The 16,208-nt window shown below is 57.1% G+C and carries 18 protein-coding genes; 12 read left to right on the forward strand and 6 right to left on the reverse strand.

The features are described 5' to 3' along the window. Positions 1–10: 10 nt before the first annotated feature. Positions 11–1,432 carry a metalloprotease TldD gene (gene tldD / locus DL239_RS10710; RefSeq protein WP_167684091.1) on the reverse strand — a complete coding sequence of 474 codons (1,422 nt, stop codon included), beginning with the start codon at positions 1,430–1,432 and terminating at the stop codon, positions 11–13. Positions 1,433–1,629: 197 nt separating this feature from the next. Between tldD and coxB the strand changes: the two genes are divergently transcribed. The 11 genes from coxB (at position 1,630) to DL239_RS10765 (ending at position 11,563) form a co-directional block, all read left to right on the forward strand. Further along, complete coding sequence (coxB, locus tag DL239_RS10715) at positions 1,630–2,469, forward strand: cytochrome c oxidase subunit II (RefSeq protein ID WP_167684092.1); 840 nt, start codon at positions 1,630–1,632, stop codon at positions 2,467–2,469. Between the two features lie 134 nt (positions 2,470–2,603). Continuing rightward, positions 2,604–3,545: a heme o synthase gene (gene cyoE / locus DL239_RS10720; RefSeq protein WP_167684093.1), complete on the forward strand. Its 942-nt coding sequence runs from the start codon at positions 2,604–2,606 to the stop codon at positions 3,543–3,545. A gap of 1 nt (position 3,546) precedes the next feature. Next, positions 3,547–3,714, forward strand: a complete 168-nt coding sequence (locus tag DL239_RS10725; protein WP_167684094.1) for a cytochrome c oxidase system small membrane protein — start codon at positions 3,547–3,549, stop codon at positions 3,712–3,714. After that, complete coding sequence (locus DL239_RS10730; protein WP_167684095.1) at positions 3,714–4,301, forward strand: cytochrome c oxidase assembly protein; 588 nt, start codon at positions 3,714–3,716, stop codon at positions 4,299–4,301. Before DL239_RS10725 ends, DL239_RS10730 begins: the two co-directional genes overlap by 1 nt. A gap of 23 nt (positions 4,302–4,324) precedes the next feature. Next, positions 4,325–5,137 (forward strand): cytochrome c oxidase subunit 3, encoded by an 813-nt coding sequence (locus DL239_RS10735; protein WP_167684096.1) that lies wholly within the window; start codon positions 4,325–4,327, stop codon positions 5,135–5,137. Between the two features lie 97 nt (positions 5,138–5,234). After that, a complete protein-coding gene (locus DL239_RS10740; protein ID WP_167684097.1) occupies positions 5,235–5,915 on the forward strand; it encodes an SURF1 family protein in 681 nt (226 codons plus the stop codon). After that, a complete protein-coding gene (gene thrC, locus DL239_RS10745) occupies positions 5,915–7,303 on the forward strand; it encodes a threonine synthase (protein WP_167684098.1) in 1,389 nt (462 codons plus the stop codon). The genes DL239_RS10740 and thrC overlap by 1 nt, the downstream gene beginning before the upstream one ends. Beyond that, positions 7,300–8,562: a M16 family metallopeptidase gene (locus tag DL239_RS10750; RefSeq protein WP_167684099.1), complete on the forward strand. Its 1,263-nt coding sequence runs from the start codon at positions 7,300–7,302 to the stop codon at positions 8,560–8,562. Before thrC ends, DL239_RS10750 begins: the two co-directional genes overlap by 4 nt. Continuing rightward, complete coding sequence (locus tag DL239_RS10755; RefSeq protein WP_167684100.1) at positions 8,562–9,146, forward strand: GNAT family N-acetyltransferase; 585 nt, start codon at positions 8,562–8,564, stop codon at positions 9,144–9,146. Before DL239_RS10750 ends, DL239_RS10755 begins: the two co-directional genes overlap by 1 nt. Before the next feature lie 135 nt (positions 9,147–9,281). Beyond that, positions 9,282–10,106, forward strand: a complete 825-nt coding sequence (locus DL239_RS10760; RefSeq protein ID WP_167684101.1) for an MBL fold metallo-hydrolase — start codon at positions 9,282–9,284, stop codon at positions 10,104–10,106. A gap of 41 nt (positions 10,107–10,147) precedes the next feature. Beyond that, positions 10,148–11,563, forward strand: coding sequence for an FAD-binding oxidoreductase (locus DL239_RS10765; protein WP_167684102.1), 1,416 nt, complete (start codon positions 10,148–10,150; stop codon positions 11,561–11,563). 25 nt (positions 11,564–11,588) lie between these two features. Here DL239_RS10765 and DL239_RS10770 read toward each other — a convergent pair whose 3' ends face one another. From DL239_RS10770 to DL239_RS10790, 5 genes are all read right to left on the reverse strand, one after another. Further along, complete coding sequence (locus tag DL239_RS10770) at positions 11,589–12,806, reverse strand: MFS transporter (protein ID WP_167684103.1); 1,218 nt, start codon at positions 12,804–12,806, stop codon at positions 11,589–11,591. 61 nt (positions 12,807–12,867) lie between these two features. Beyond that, positions 12,868–13,407: an adenine phosphoribosyltransferase gene (locus DL239_RS10775; protein WP_167684104.1), complete on the reverse strand. Its 540-nt coding sequence runs from the start codon at positions 13,405–13,407 to the stop codon at positions 12,868–12,870. A gap of 102 nt (positions 13,408–13,509) precedes the next feature. Further along, entirely contained in the window at positions 13,510–14,139 is a 630-nt protein-coding gene (locus DL239_RS10780; protein ID WP_167684105.1) for a LysE family translocator, read from the reverse strand. Between the two features lie 84 nt (positions 14,140–14,223). Continuing rightward, the gene (locus DL239_RS10785; protein WP_167684106.1) at positions 14,224–15,099 is read right to left on the reverse strand and encodes an S-methyl-5'-thioadenosine phosphorylase; all 876 of its coding nucleotides are present in this window, start codon (positions 15,097–15,099) and stop codon (positions 14,224–14,226) included. Positions 15,100–15,191: 92 nt separating this feature from the next. Continuing rightward, positions 15,192–15,605: a helix-turn-helix domain-containing protein gene (locus tag DL239_RS10790; protein WP_167684107.1), complete on the reverse strand. Its 414-nt coding sequence runs from the start codon at positions 15,603–15,605 to the stop codon at positions 15,192–15,194. Positions 15,606–15,676: 71 nt separating this feature from the next. On the opposite strand from DL239_RS10790, the gene DL239_RS10795 reads away from it, so the two are divergent. Beyond that, on the forward strand, positions 15,677–16,174 hold the full coding sequence (locus DL239_RS10795; protein ID WP_167684108.1) for a DUF2938 family protein: 498 nt from the start codon (positions 15,677–15,679) through the stop codon (positions 16,172–16,174). The last annotated feature ends 34 nt before the right edge of the window (positions 16,175–16,208 follow it).

Genomic DNA, 16,208 nt, shown 5'->3' on the forward strand with positions numbered 1-16,208 from the left:
GGGACTTGCCTTATGCGGCGGCTCCGCCAACGGTCAGCCCATCCATTAGCACGGTTGGTTGGCCAACACCGACAGGCACCCATTGTCCAGCCTTGCCACAGTTGCCCATTCCGGGGTCCAGTGACATGTCGTTACCTAATGCGCGAATTTGGTGGAGGGCCGTAGCGCCGTCACCTATTAATGTCGCGCCTTTTACCGGAGCGCCTACTTTGCCGTTCACGACGCGGTAGGCCTCGGTGCAGGAGAACACGAACTTGCCATTTGTAATGTCGACCTGACCGCCGCCAAAGCCAACTGCCCAAATGCCGTCCTTTATGTCTGCAACCAGATCCGCGGGATCTGCGTTGCCGCCTGTCATATATGTATTGGTCATCCGTGGCATTGGCGCATGGGCATAGCTTTGGCGGCGTCCATTGCCGGTCGGGTTGACGCCCATCAGACGGGCATTTTGGCGATCCTGCATATAGCCAACAAGAATGCCGTCTTCGATCAGCGTTGTGGCTTGGGACGGGGTGCCTTCGTCGTCGATGGTGATAGAGCCACGGCGGTCAGGTATCGTTCCGTCATCTAGTACTGTGACACCTTTGGCGGCGATGCGCTGGCCCATCAGGCCTGCAAAGGCGGAGCTGCCCTTGCGGTTGAAATCACCTTCAAGGCCGTGCCCGATGGCTTCGTGCAGCAGAATGCCGGGCCAACCCGGCCCAAGCGCCACTTCCATGACACCGGCTGGTGTGGGCACCGCATCTAGGTTGACCAAGGCAATTCGCAGGGCTTCGCGGGCTTTGGCTTGCCAGTCAGCCGGATTCACAAGGCCATCCAGACCAACGCGACCTCCGCCACCGGCCGATCCGCTTTCGCGGCGGCCGTCTTGTTCGACAATCACTGAAACGTTCAGCCGGGTCATGGGGCGGACATCGCGCACCAACACTCCGTCGGCGCGCAGGATTTCCACCTCTTGCAAGGAAGCTGCCAGAACTGCCGAAACCTGCACCACTCTTTGATCCAGATCACGCGCAAAGGCGTCGATCTCGCGCAGGGTCTCGATTTTGACTGCAAACGGCATAGCGCCGATGGGGTCTTCGTCTGTGTATAGCTTGCGGTTGGTGGCACTGGGTGCATCCGCCAGTGTGCCGCCGCCATCGCCGACAGCCAGACGCGCAGTCTCAGAGGCGCGTTTCAACGCGGCCATGGAAACGTCGGTTGAGTGTGCATAACCGGCGACTTCGCCGTTGATGGCGCGCAGGCCAAAGCCTTCGGAGGCATCGTAGCTGGCACTGCGGAGGCGGCCATCGTCAAAAACCAGTGCTTCAGACTTGCGGCGCTCGGCGAATATCTCGCCATCGTCGGCGCCAGAGAGGGCAGATCGCAACACATTTAACGCGTCATCTGCGGGTAGGGCGGTCTCAAAAGGTCGAAAGGCAGCGTTTTCCATGGTGATGACCTCATTTTTTTTGATCTAAATCAAGAAAGCGCCCATTTGACGCAAGCATAACTCTTTATCTGTTGCTTGGAATATGATTTCTACCGTCAACAAAGACAACGGGGCCGATGCGTTTTTTGGAATCAATAGATTCTTTGTTGAATGTGGCGGCGCGACGAACAACGCGATCAAATGATCAGGACATACATATGAAGAACGCTTTTAAGCTTGCGGGCCTTTTTGCAGGCCTAACCAGTCTGCCAGCTATGGCTCAGGACGGTCTGGAATCCATTGGTAAACCCGTACCGGGGGGGCTGAACTTCCAACCCGCAGCGACTGAGCTCGCACGGGGCATGCAATCACTGGATCTGCTGATCCTGATCATCATTACCGTGGTCTGTGTGTTTGTTGGCGGCCTTCTGCTGTATGTGATTCTTCGCTTTAACCGGCGTGCAAACCCCACTCCGGCTACCTTTACACATCACACATCTATCGAGATTGCCTGGACCTTGGTGCCGATTTTGATTCTGGTGCTGATTGGTTCGTTCTCGCTGCCGCAGCTGTTCAATCAGCAAGAAATTCCAAAGGCAGACATCACTATCAAAGTGACCGGATACCAGTGGTACTGGGGTTACGAATATGTTGACCACGAGTTCGGCTTTGAAAGCTTCATGCTGCCCAAGGAAGAGCTGGAAGAAAACGGCTATGCTGCTGATGAATACCTGCTGGCGACCGACACAGCTGTGGTCGTGCCTGTTGGCAAGACTATTGTAATGCAGGTGACCGGTGCTGACGTGATCCATTCGTGGGCGATGCCTGCCTTTGCGGTTAAGCAAGATGGCGTTCCAGGTCGTCTGGCTGAGCTATGGTTCAACGCAGACAAAGAAGGCGTGTACTTTGGTCAGTGTTCTGAGCTGTGTGGTAAGGACCACGCCTATATGCCGATCACTGTGAAAGTGGTTAGCCAAGAGGTTTATGACGAGTGGCTGAAAGGCGCGATCGAAGAATATGCCGGCCTGCCGCAGAGCTTTCAGGTTGCATCGAACTGATCACCTGTGACGGGCGAGGACGCCCAGAACTCAAAAAAACCAGTCAGGGCGCGCTATGATCCGCGCCTTGACTTACTTCTAAACGGTTCTGGTTTGCGTGTCTGTTGCGCGACCAGAAAGCAAATGGACCAAACATGACCGACGCAAGCATTCAGGCCAGCACACTCCGCGAGGATGAAGCCAGCTTTGGTGACTATTTTGCCCTGCTAAAGCCACGGGTGATGTCACTTGTGGTTTTCACTGCGCTGGTCGGCCTGCTGGCTGCGCCGGTGACAGTGCACCCTGTTATTGGCTTTTGCGCAATTCTGTTTATTGCCATTGGCGGCGGTGCCTCAGGTGCGCTGAATATGTGGTGGGATGCCGATATCGATATGGTGATGAAACGCACCAAGGGTCGTCCGATTCCTGCTGGAAAGGTTGAGCCAGGCGAAGCGATGAGCCTGGGACTGGCTTTGTCGGGCATGTCTGTGATCATGCTGGCGCTGGCGACCAATGTAATGGCTGGGGCATTCCTTGCCTTCACAATCTTCTTTTACGTCGTTGTCTACACCATGTGGCTAAAACGGGCGACGCCTCAGAACATCGTGATCGGTGGTGCTGCAGGTGCGTTCCCGCCAGTGATTGGCTGGATTGCTGCGACCGGGACCATGTCTGTCGAGCCTTGGCTGATGTTTGCCCTGACGTTCATGTGGACACCGCCGCACTTCTGGGCCTTGGCCCTGTTTATGCGCAACGACTACGACGATGCGGGCGTGCCGATGTTGACCGTGACCCACGGTCGCCGCGCCACCCGTGTGCATATCCTTGTTTACACTATCCTGCTGGCACTGCTGGCAGTTGGAACTGCGTTCTCGGGCATTGGCGGGCCGATCTATCTGGCCGTGGCAGTAGTGATGAACGCATTGTTCCTGCTGGGCGCCTTGAAGATCTGGCGCCGTGATGAGGAAGATTCCGAGCAGGATAACTTTAAGGCAGAACGCAGCTTCTTTAAGCTGTCGCTGCTGTACCTGTTCCTGCATTTCGGGGCCATTCTGACCGAGGCCCTGTTGAAACCTTTTGGACTGGGAGGCTGGTAAGATGAGCTTCAAGCCGCAACATGAACTGCATCAACGTCGGTTTGGCCGCAATATGGGCGTCGGCCTGTCATTGGCTGCCTTTGTAGTGCTGGTACTGGCGATGACCATCGTCAAGGTCACGTCCGGTGACTTCAAATTCCCGCAGGCCCAGGCGGCAGAGCAAAACTGATGGCGATGGATGCCCCACAGAAAACGGCAGCCAAACTGGTTGGTGTTGTTGTTGTCATGGGCGCGTTGGCCTGGGCATCAGTGCCGTTTTACGACTGGTTCTGCCGCGTTACCGGGTTTGGTGGCGTCACCGGCGTTGCCCTGACTGATTCAGACACGGTGTTGGAGGAGACCATCACCGTGCGCTTTGACGGCTCCAAAGAACGCGACATGCCGTGGGAGTTTAAACCTGTAGTGCGTGAGATGGAAATTAAGATCGGCGAGACCGGCCTTGCGTTCTATGAAGCCTACAACCCAACGGACAGACCGATCGCAGGACAGGCGTCCTATAACGTGACGCCATATTCTGCCGGTGCCTTCTTTGAGAAAATTGCTTGCTTCTGTTTTGAGGAGCAGGTTTTGGAACCAGGTGAGCGGGTTCAGATGCCCGTTACCTTCTTTGTCGACCCGGAAATCGTTGACGACCGGGACGGAAAATTTGTGCATACGATCACGCTGTCGTACACATTCTATGAAATCGATCTGCCCGAGGGTTATGCCGCCCTCGAATCCGGTGAAAACACCGGGGCAGTAACAAACATGAACTAGGCCGGCAGGTGAGGGACACTTAAATGGCGCACGCTAAAAATCACGACTATCATATTCTTCCACCGTCAATCCTCCCGTTTTTGGGCGCGTTGTTCGGTTTTCTGATGCTGTTCGGCGCCGTGCTGTGGATGCACGGTATTACAGCATGGATGTTCTGGGGCGGCCTGCTGGGTGTGCTTTACACCATGTTCGCCTGGTGGTCCGAAGTGACCGTTGAGAGCAACATCGGCGACCACACCGCGGTTGTGCGGATTGGCCTGCGCTACGGCTTTATCCTGTTCGTCATGTCCGAAATCATGTTCTTCTTTGCTTGGTTCTGGTCGTTCTTCAAGCACGCGATCTATCCGATGCAGGACTATACCTACACAGTGTATTCTCAGCCGGATATCCACATCGTTGACCCACTGCACCTGCCGCTGATCAACACACTGATCCTGTTGCTGTCGGGCTGTGCTGTAACTTGGGCGCACCATGCGCTGGTTCACGGAAATGACCGCAAGGCACTGGTTCAGGGGCTGGCTATCGGTATCGCCTTCGGCGTTGCGTTTACTGCGCTGCAGGGCTTTGAATACTACGAAGTTCTGGCCCACGAAGGCTGGGAGTTTGGTGGCGATATCTTCTACTCGAACTTCTTCATGGCGACCGGCTTCCACGGTTTCCACGTGCTGCTGGGTACTGTCTTCCTGATCGTGTGTCTGATCCGCGCTATGAAGGGTGCTTTTACTCCTGAGCAGCACGTCGGTTTTGAAACTGCTGCCTGGTACTGGCACTTTGTTGATGTTGTTTGGCTGTTCCTGTTCTTCGCTGTGTACCTCTGGGGCACTGCCGGAATGTAATGGGTACATGTTTGCAGTTGAAAAACTGCAGGCACAGAGTATCAAGCACAGCGCGCGGGGGATGCTCCGCGCGCTTTTCTGTTGGCAAGGGGCTGTGATGCGGCGTCTGATCTTTCTGATTGTAGTTGGTGTGGCGGGGCTTGCCGTCTTGCTGAGCCTCGGCATGTGGCAGGTCCAACGTATGGCCTGGAAGCAGCAGATTCTGGACATCATCGATTCTCGCGTGGACGGCGAGCCTGTGTCGTTGCCAGAGAACCCTGATCCCGTAGCGGATAAGTACATGCCGGTGCGTTTGGTTGGGGAACTGGTTGAAGGCGGACTGCATGTACTGGTTTCGACGCGCAGTCTGGGGCCGGGCTATCGGGTCATTGTTCCATTTGTCACCGATGATGGCCGCCGGATACTTGTTGACCGTGGCTTTATTCGAACCGCGGCAAAGAACACTGTGCTGAACACTGGCAAGGTCGAGCTGATTGGCAATCTGCACTGGCCTGACGAAACTGACAGCTACACTCCGCCAGCCGAAATCGCGGCGAACATCTGGTATGCGCGTGATGTCGATGCAATGTCGGCTGCGCTGAATACCCTGCCGATCATGGTGGTGCTGAATGATCACCCCGTGAATGGCAGCTTTGTCATACCAATGCCGGTCAACACGGCGTCAATCCCCAATGACCACTTGCAATATGCGATCACCTGGTTTTCGCTGGCCTTTATCTGGGCCGCGATGACTGCTTACTTCCTGTGGCGTTCGCGCCAAAATCGAGAGCTAACGTGATGAAATACATCTCTACCCGTGGCCAAGCGCCTGAGCTGAGTTTTGAAGATGCCATGCTAAGTGGCCTGGCGCGCGATGGCGGGCTGTATGTCCCGGATGAGATCCCGCAGATGAGCCACGATGACATCGCGGCGCTGTCCGGCCTGAGCTACGAGGAAACCACATTTCGAGTGATGCGGCCGTTCTTAGGTGATAGTTTCACCGACGACGAATTCCGCGACATTATCGCCAAGGCCTATGCCAGCTTTGACCACGCAGCCCAAGCCCCGCTAAAGCAGCTGGCTCCGAACCATTTCCTGCTGGAACTGTTTCACGGCCCGACGCTGGCGTTCAAAGACTTTGCCATGCAGCTGATTGGTCAGTTGTTCCAGGCTGCGCTTGCTAAGCGGGATGAGCGGGTGACGATTGTTGGTGCGACCTCGGGCGATACCGGGTCTGCCGCGATCGAGGCCTTTAAGGGGCTGAGCAATGTGGATGTGTTCATACTGTACCCACATGGCCGGGTGTCCGAGGTGCAGCGTCGGCAGATGAGCACTCCGGCGGATGCCAATGTGCATGCGCTGGCACTGGATGGGGATTTTGACGACTGTCAGGCCCGTGTCAAAGACATGTTCAACGATTTTGACTTCCGCGACGGCGTGAAGCTGGCCGGGGTCAATTCAATCAACATCGCGCGCGTGTTGGCGCAGGTAGTCTATTACTTCTCGTCCGCCGTGTCGCTGGGTGCGCCGCACCGCAAGGTGAGCTTTACCGTGCCGACAGGCAACTTTGGGGACATCTTTGCGGGTTACATCGCCAAGCAGATGGGCCTACCGGTTGAGGATCTGGTTGTAGCCACAAACCAGAACGACATTCTGCATCGCTGTCTGGACGGGCAGGGGTATTTCAAGGGTGAAACGATCCCGTCGATCTCGCCTTCGATGGACATTCAGGTGTCGTCGAACTTTGAACGGGCGTTGTATTTTGCCTATGATCGGGATGCAGGTGCTGTGTCACAATTGATGGACGAGCTGAAGAACGGTGGCTTTGACGTGTCGCAGGGGGCGATGCAGGCACTGGCCGAAACTTACAAGTCAGGCCGGTGTTCCGAAGACGAAACCTTGGCCACGATCAAGAGCCAATTGGCCGCCAGTGGCGATCTGCTGTGCCCACACGGCGCTGTTGGGGTTAAGGTTGCTGAAGAACATCGCGTATCAGAGGTGCCGATGATTACCTTGGCGACAGCACACCCGGCCAAGTTCCCGGCTGCAGTGAAAGATGCCTGTGGCATTCATCCGCCTCTTCCCACACACATGGCGGATCTGTATGACAGATCAGAACGGGTGACCCGGATCGCCAATGACCTAACGACTCTCGAAGAGCACATCAGAAAGAACATATCGAATTGACTGTTCAACAAGACCAGCTGGCTAACGGCTTTCGTATCGTTTCTGAAAACATGCCGGGGCTGCAATCTGCGTCCATTGGTATCTGGGTAACCGCAGGCGGTCGTCATGAGCGGCTTGAGCAGAATGGCATTGCCCATTTTCTTGAGCATATGGCGTTCAAGGGCACCGCAAGCCGGTCGGCTTTGCAAATCGCCGAGGCGATAGAAGACGTTGGTGGTTATATCAACGCCTATACCAGCCGTGAGGTGACAGCTTATTACGCGCGGGTATTGCAGGATGACGTGCCGCTGGCGTTGGATGTGATCAGCGATATCGTGCTGAACCCGGTGTTCGATCCCAAAGAGATCGAGATCGAGCGCGGGGTGATTCTGCAGGAAATCGGTCAGTCGCTGGATACGCCGGATGATGTGATCTTTGATTGGTTGCAGGAAGAGAGCTATCACAACCAGCCGCTGGGCCGCACCATTCTGGGCCCAACGGAACGGGTTAGCGCCTTTAGCCGCGATGATCTGGCTGGTTTTGTCAGCGAGCACTACGGCCCCGGACAGATGATCCTGTCGGCGGCTGGTGCAGTGGATCATGATGCCTTGGTCAAAGCTGCAGAGAAGCTGTTTGGCCATCTGGAGCCGCGTGACAGCAAGCTGGTGGATCTGGCCCGGTTCACAGGTGGTGAGGCGCGGCAGGAGAAATCGCTGGAGCAGGCGCATTTTGCGCTGGCGCTTGAAAGCCCCGGCTATCGTGATGATGCGATCTACACGGCGCAGATCTATTCGAGCGCCTTGGGCGGCGGCATGTCCAGTCGGTTGTTCCAGGAAATCCGCGAGAAGCGCGGGTTGTGTTATTCGATCTTTGCCCAAACGGGTGCCTACGCCGATACTGGCACGACGACCATCTATGCTGGCACCTCGGCTGGTCAGTTGGGTGAGTTGGCGGAGATCACCATCGACGAGATGAAACGGGCCGCCGAGGATATGGGGCCTGAAGAAGTGGCCCGGGCGCGGGCACAGATGAAAGCTGGGATGCTGATGGGGTTGGAAAGCCCTTCGACCCGGGCAGAGCGTCTGGCACGATTGGTGCAAATCTGGGACAAAGTGCCACCGCTGAGTGACACCGTGGCGCGTATTGATGCGGTGACAACCGGCGATGTGCGTGAATTTGCCGAGACAATGGCAACACAGGCCCCAGCCGCGCTAGCCCTGTACGGGCCGGTGTCGCAGGCGCCCAGCCTGTCTCAGCTGCAGGAGAGGCGCTCGGCTTGATGCTGCTGTCGAAACGAAAAGTCCGAATTGAAACCGAGCGGCTGACACTTCGGCCGCCGGTGCATTCTGACTTTCACGCTTGGGCGCGATTGCGGCAGGACAGTCAGGCCTATCTGACCCCGTGGGAGCCAAGTTGGGCAGCGGATCATCTGACGCGCAAAGCCTTTACCAACCGGGTGTACTGGGCTCAGCGCTCAGTAAGTGGCGGTACTGCGCTGCCGTTGTTCCTGTGTCGCCGTGAAGATCAGGTGCTGATTGGCGCGATTACGCTGGACAATATCCGCCGCGGCCCGGCGCAAGATGGGACTTTGGGCTATTGGACCGGGATGCCCTTTGCCAGAAATGGCTATATGCGCGAAGCCATTGGCGCGGTGGTTCATTATGCTTTCACCAAGCTGGACCTGAGCCGCATTCAGGCGGCCTGTTTGCCAGAGAACAAGCCGTCGCGCGGGTTGCTGGAAAGCGCTGGGTTTAAATACGAAGGCGTCGCGCAGTCGTATCTGCAGATCAATGGCCGCTGGCGCACGCATGTGCTATATGCGTCTCTGCGCAGTGATCGCCGGGGGCGGACTGAGGCGGGGTGATCGTCTTGCGGTCGTGCTGGGGCTCTGCCCCAGACCCCGGGATATTTTTGGCCAGATGAAGAGCGGATTCTTTGGCTTTGACCTTTGCCAATCATCATAGGGTGACGGACTGGGCAGATGAGCTAACTCTGCTGTATGCGCTGGTATGTTGTTTGTTTTCTTCTGTCGTTGTTGGTGTCGTCCGCTTTTGGGCAGGAGCGACGCCCTACCCATTGTATTGCCCTGGCGGATGCAACGCCGGGCATCGCTTATGTGCAAAAAGCGAGTTGGCGTGATGCTGTTCCGGAAGACCAAGTGCGTATCCGCTATATCGCCCATGCCAGTTTTTTGCTGCAAACTGCGGGCGGGCTGAATGTCGTTACGGATTTTACCGGGTTCATAGGCACCGCGCCGGTGATTCCGGATGTGGTCACCATGAACCACGCACATGACACGCATTATACCGAGTTTCCCGATCCAGCCATTCCGCATGTGTTGCGCGGTTGGGGCAGTTTTGGTCTGGGTATTGATCACCATCTGGATCTGGGAGAGATGCTGGTTCGGAATGTGTCGACCGACATCCGTTCGCCCTATGGCGGGGCTGAGGCCGAGGGAAATTCGATCTTTGTGTTTGAGGTAGCTGGGCTGTGCATTGGCCATCTGGGTCATTTGCACCACATCCCGACACCTGCTCAATACGCGGCATTGGGGCGGATGGATGTGGTGATGGCCCCTGTGGATGGCGGGCGGACCTTGCCGCTGTCAGAGATGATTACGGTTCTACACCGGTTACGGTCCTCGGTCGTTCTGCCAATGCATTGGTTTTCGGATGCTTCGCTGGAGCGGTTTCTGACTGGGATTGGACCAGTGTTCGATGTGAAGGATACGGGCGAGTCGTCGCTTACGGTATCGCTCAGAGAGCTACCGGCACGTCCAACTGTATGGGTTCTGCGCCCAGAGTATCTAAGCGCCGAAGAGTGACAGGGCTTGCACGTTGGGCCGGGATTGGACATGGATGTGGCATGACATTGACCCCTGCCGATCCCGCCTTTGTTTCCCGTTTGAACCGCGTATTGCCCGAGGGCGTATTGTGCGAGGTCGAACCGAGGTATCTTGAGGAGCCTCGGGGGCGCTATCATGGGCAGGCCGGGGTGCTGGCGCTGCCGCAGAACACCGAGCAGGTTGCAGTGCTGGTGCGTGAAGCAAATGCAGCCCGTGTGCCGGTTGTTCCCTATGGTGGCGGGACTGGGCTGGTTGGCGGTCAGGTGAATGTAGAGGGACCGTCGCCACTGTTGATTTCAATGGAGCGCATGAACGCGGTGCGTGCGGTTTATCCTCAGGAGAATGTGTTGGTCGCCGAAGCCGGTGCGATTCTGGCTGATGTACAGGCAGCGGCTGAAGAGGCTGGGCGGTTGTTTCCTTTGTCGCTGGCCTCGGAAGGATCGGCGCAGATTGGTGGTAACCTGTCGACCAATGCGGGCGGGGTGAATGTGCTGCGCTATGGCAATACCCGCGAGCTGTGTCTGGGGCTGGAGGCAGTTCTGCCCAATGGGGAGATCTGGAATGGGCTAAGCCGGTTGCGCAAGGACAATACTGGCTATGACCTGCGCGGGCTGTTGATCGGTGCTGAGGGAACATTGGGTGTAATCACCGCTGCAGCGCTGAAGCTGTCACCGAATCCGGCTGAAAGGGGGACGGCCATGTTGGTGGTGCAGTCGCCTGAGGCGGCGCTGGCTCTTCTTTCACTGGCGCGGGATCAGTTGGGGGAAGGTGTCAGTGCCTTTGAGCTGATCCATCGTCAGGGGCTGGAGTTCTTGAATGAGAAGTTGCCGCAATTGCGACAGCCGTTTGCAGAGCGGCCGGAGTGGTGTGTGCTGGTTGAGTTGGGGCTAAGCCGGGGTTCCGATCCCGAGATGGCCTTGGCCGAGCTGTTTGAAGCGGCGATGGAGGCCGGGTATGTGCTGGATGGGGTGATTGCCCAGTCCGAGGGGCAGCGGCAAGAGCTGTGGAACGTACGTGAGCAGATCCCCGAGGCGAACCGGTTGATTGGGTCGGTGTCCAGTCATGACATTTCGGTGCCATTGTCGGCGATCCCGGACTTCATTGTGCGCGGCGGTGAGGTGCTTGCAGCGTTGGGGGATTATCGCGTCAACTGCTTTGGTCATCTTGGGGATGGCAACCTGCATTACAACGTGTTCCCGGCGCATGGAAAATCACGTGAAGCTTATGAGGATCAACGCGCAGCGGTAAAGCGCGCGGTTCATGATCTGGTGCATGAGATGGGCGGTTCGATCAGTGCCGAACACGGCGTTGGACGGATGAAGGTCGAGGATGTCGCGCGTTATGGCGATCCTGTTCGGCTGGCAGCGATGCGGGCGATCAAGCAGGCGCTGGACCCCAACGGTATCATGAACCCCGGAGCGGTTCTGGCGGTATAGGGGCGGTGCTGATCTGAACTTGTCGTTATGACAGGGCTGGTTCCGCTGCTGCGCGGCTGCGGTGAAGGACCAGCAACAGGATTGCAATGTTCAGCCCGTTCCACAAAATGCCGTTGATAAAGGCCAGTTGGTAGCTGCCGGATACCTCGTAGATCCAGCCCGACATCCAGCCGCCCAAGGCCATGCCTAGGATGGTCATCATCATCACAAAGCCAACCCGTGCGCCGGCCTCTCGCGGGGGCATGTATTCGCGGACCACCAATGCGTAGCTGGGGACGATACCGCCCTGGGCTAGGCCAAACACCAGGCTGACAAGGTACAGCGGCACCATGCCATCGAAGGGGAGGTAGAAAAACAGCGCGATACATTGCAGCACAGAGCCCGCCAACAGGATCACAAGCCCGCCTAGGCGGTCGGCCAGCAGGCCTGATAGGATCCGGCTGGCAACGCCGCCCAGCAGCATTAGCGACAGCATCTCGGCGCCCACGGTGGGACCGTAGCCCAAGCCAACACAATAGGCGACGATGTGAACCTGAGGCATCGACATCGCGACGCAGCAGGCAATTCCGGCGACGCCCAGCAGCCATTGCAATTGTCGCGGTGTCAGGCCAGTGGAGTGGGTAATTCTCCCCGATGCCCTTGCTGACTGCTCGTGCGCCTCGGTTGGGACCCGGCGGCGCAACAACAGCGACAGCGGTATTAGCACCGCCAGTGTGACCATCGCCAAGGTCATGTAGACACTGCGCCAGCCGCTATTGGCCAGGATATCCGCCAGAGCTGTTGGCCAGATGGCGCCGGACAGGTAGTTGCCGCTGGCCACCAAGGCCACCGCGATACCGCGCCGTTTGAGAAACCAATGAGAGATATCGGCAATCAAGGGGCCAAACCCAACGGCAGTTCCCAGCCCCAGCAACAGGTGGGTTAGTGATAGCATGTTGATTGAGGGAGCGAGTGTCGACAGGGCAAACCCGGCTGCAATCATCAGGGCGGCGCCATTCAATGCCAAGGTGACCCCAAACCGGTCCACCAGCCGTCCGAGGACAAGATTACCCAAAGCAAAGCCGATCATGGTCAGGGTATAGGGCAGCGAGGCCTCGGCCCGGCCTGCGCCGAATTCGGTCTCGACTGCAGGCATGATCACAATCACGGCCCACATGCCCACATTGGCCACGGTGGCAATTGCCAATGTGACAAACAGGCGGAGCCAAGAGTAGCGACTGTCGTGGATTTGGGGCGTGGTCATACCGGCACGCTAGGTCAGACGCGAAACCGCTTGCAAGCCGTTTCGCGTCAATGCCGTGGCGTTATTCGCCTTCGAACTCACACAAGACATGCACATCCATGCCCATGTCTTGCAGGACTTTGCCGCCACCCAGTTCTGGCAGGTCGATGATGAACGAGCACGAGACGATCTCGCCGCCCAACCGTTCGATCAGTTTGATACCCGCAGCGGCAGTACCGCCGGTGGCTAGCAGGTCGTCGACCAGAAGGATCTTTTCACCCGGTTGGATTGCATCGTCATGGATCTCGACTGTAGCTTCGCCGTATTCCAGTTTGTAATCTTGGCTTAGGGTTGCGCCGGGCAGTTTGCCTGCTTTGCGGATTGGTACAAAACCGGTGCCTAATTGGTGCGCAATGGCGCCGCCAAGGATAAAGCCGCGCGCCTCTAGGCCCACAACCTTGTCGATGCGCATGCCGGCATAGGGGTGCAGCATCTGGTCGATGGCCATGCGAAAGCCGCGCGGATCAGCAAACAGAGTGGTGACATCGCGGAACATGATCCCCTCGTGGGGGAAATCCGGGATGGTGCGAATGTAGTCTTTGACGGCGGTATGCTTTGGCATGGCGGGGCCTCTTCAATGGTCGGCTCAAATGGCACAGGGATGGCCCGCGCGGCCAAACCAAAGATGGTTTGGCCGAACTCTGCCCGTCATGCAAGCCGGAACCTAGGCCGGGCGTCGTAGAAATGCAGTGGTTAGGCCCATGCCAATCAGGGCAACGCCGCCACCTTTGGTCAGGTTGGTCACCACGGCAGGGCGCGCGATCCAGCCGCGCAGGCGATCCGCCAGCAGCGCATAGGCCAGCGCATTCAGTCCGGCGAGGATCACGAAGGTCGCAATCAAAATGGCAAACTGCGGTGCCAGGCTACCCTCGGGGCGGATGAACTGCGGTACAAAGGCAATGAAAAAGCCGATGGACTTAGGATTTAGCGCAGTCACCATCGCGGTATGTCCAAAAATGCCTTTGGCCTGAACATCGCGGGTGTTTGCGAGTTCGGTTACGCCTTCACTAGACGCGCTGCGCCACAGTTTGATGCCCAGCCAAACCAGATAGACTGCACCAGCCCATTTCAGAACCATAAACAGTGTAGCAGAGGCCATCACCAATGCGCCCAGTCCGACCAGCGATGCGGTCATGGCGACGAGGTCCCCCAGCGCAACACCCAGCGCCGCTGACACAGCCACTTGTCGGCCCTTTGACAGCGCATAACTCAGCACCAGTAGTACGGTTGGTCCGGGGATCAGCAGCAGTGCCAATGAGGCGGCCACAAAGGCCAGCCAGAGGTTCATGTCCATAAAAGTTGTCCTGTCTAAGAGATTCTGGAACAGCAAAGACAGCGCTTTGAAGCTAGGTCAACGGCAAATCCTTGTATTTCGCGATTAGCCCAATACGCGCCCAGCCACAGCATCCAGTTTTGCCAGCAGCGCCGGGTCGCGTTTCTCAGGCGCAGTGATGATGGCATACTCTAGCGCGGTGTCACAGCCGTGTGGACAGGTCGAACGTTCTGGCCCCAGTATCGCAGGCAGGCGGCGTACGAGTTCGGCACCATTGCTCGAATTTCCCTGCAACGTCGCAATGATAGCCGTGATATCGACCGCACCGTGGTCGGGATGCCAGCTGTCAAAATCGGTGACCATGGCGACAGAGGCATAACAAAGCTCGGCTTCGCGGGCCAGCTTGGCCTCGGGCATATTGGTCATGCCAATGACATCAGCGCCCCATTGCTCGCGGTACATTTTGGATTCTGCCACTGTTGAGAACTGTGGTCCTTCCATCGCCAAATAGGTGCCACCACGATGCACAGTGATACCTGCATCGCGCGCGGCCGTTTCGCAGGCATCGCCCAAACGTGGGCAGGTTGGATGTGCGACGCTGACATGGGCAACACAGCCAGAGCCAAAGAAGCTTTTATCGCGGGCAACGGTTCGGTCGATGAACTGATCGACAATCACAAAATCACCCGGCGCCATCTCTTCGCGGAATGACCCACAGGCCGAAACAGAAATAACATCTGTTGCCCCCAGCCGTTTCAGCGCGTCGATATTGGCGCGGTAGGGCACATCTGACGGCGCGTGAACATGGCCGCGGCCGTGGCGTGGTAGAAAAGCCATTTTCACCCCGTCCAGCTCCCCCGTCAAAATCTGGTCAGACGGGACGCCCCACGGGGTTTCAACAGTGACCCATGCTGCATCCTGTAGGCCGTCGATTTCATAGAGGCCTGAGCCTCCGACCACGCCGATCAATGTTTCTGTCACCGGGCTGACTCCGCGTTAGATATGTTGTGTGATTTTTTGCAGTGCTTTCAGGATGTTTGCAAGGGCTGGCAAGGGAGTGTGAATTACAGAGGTCAGCTTTTCTTGTGTAGAGGTTCCAACTGAGGGGCCTCGTGCATCATTTTGCGAAATGAAGGACATTCAGCGTGACTGGGGGCTGAGCATTCGGCCACATGTCGCAGGGCGCGCACCAGGATCCTAAGCCGACGGATGTGTTGTTCGACCTCATCTGCTTTTGCGTGCAGGGCCGGACGATCAATTTCAAACTGCCCGCTGTCTTGAAACATTGCCCCTATTTCATCCAGAGAAAAACCGGCAGATTGCCCCATAGAAATAAGGGCCAGACGGTCCAGTACCGTGTCGTCATACTGGCGGCGTAGTCCCTTACGGCTGTCGGGTTGGATCAGGCCCAGTTTCTCGTAATAGCGTAACGCCGAAGCTTTGAAGCCCGAGAGTTTCGCGACTTCACCGATGTCCAGAGAATTCATATTGACCTCAAGCTGGCTTCAAGTTGCAGACATGCCTTTGTTTGGAACTCAGGTCAATGAAAGGTGAGGAAATGAGCTGGAGTTTGGAGATCATGCTGAAGGTTGTTGTGATTGGGATCGGCGCGACGGTGATACTGGATATGTTTGCATTGCTGCGGGCCAAGTTGACAGGTCAGCCAATGATGAACTGGGCAATGGTCGGGCGCTGGGTGGGCCATTTTACAATGGGTACCCCTGTTCTGCGCTACCCTGCCGAAGCCGCTGCGATACCCGGAGAAAAGGCACTGGGGTGGGGATTTCACTATGTTATTGGCATTGGCTTGGCGGCCACTTTGACGCAGTTGGTCGGCCCGACTTGGATAGAACAGCCGCGGTTGGACTGGGCCGTTGGATTTGGGGCTGTCACGGTGATCTTACCTTGGTTTTTCATGCAGCCCGGATTGGGGTTGGGCATCGCTGCCCGGTTGGCTCCCGCGCCTTGGAAGGTTCGTCGGCAGAGCCTGACCACACATGTAGTGTTTGGTGTCGGTCTATACCTGAGTGCTGTGACATTGCAGAGTGTGTTTTAGGAAAGCAATACCAGCGTTGGGTGAAAGTCTTGTA

This window comes from Parasedimentitalea denitrificans, from assembly GCF_011813015.1.
GTDB classification, from domain to species: Bacteria; Pseudomonadota; Alphaproteobacteria; order Rhodobacterales; family Rhodobacteraceae; genus Parasedimentitalea; species Parasedimentitalea denitrificans.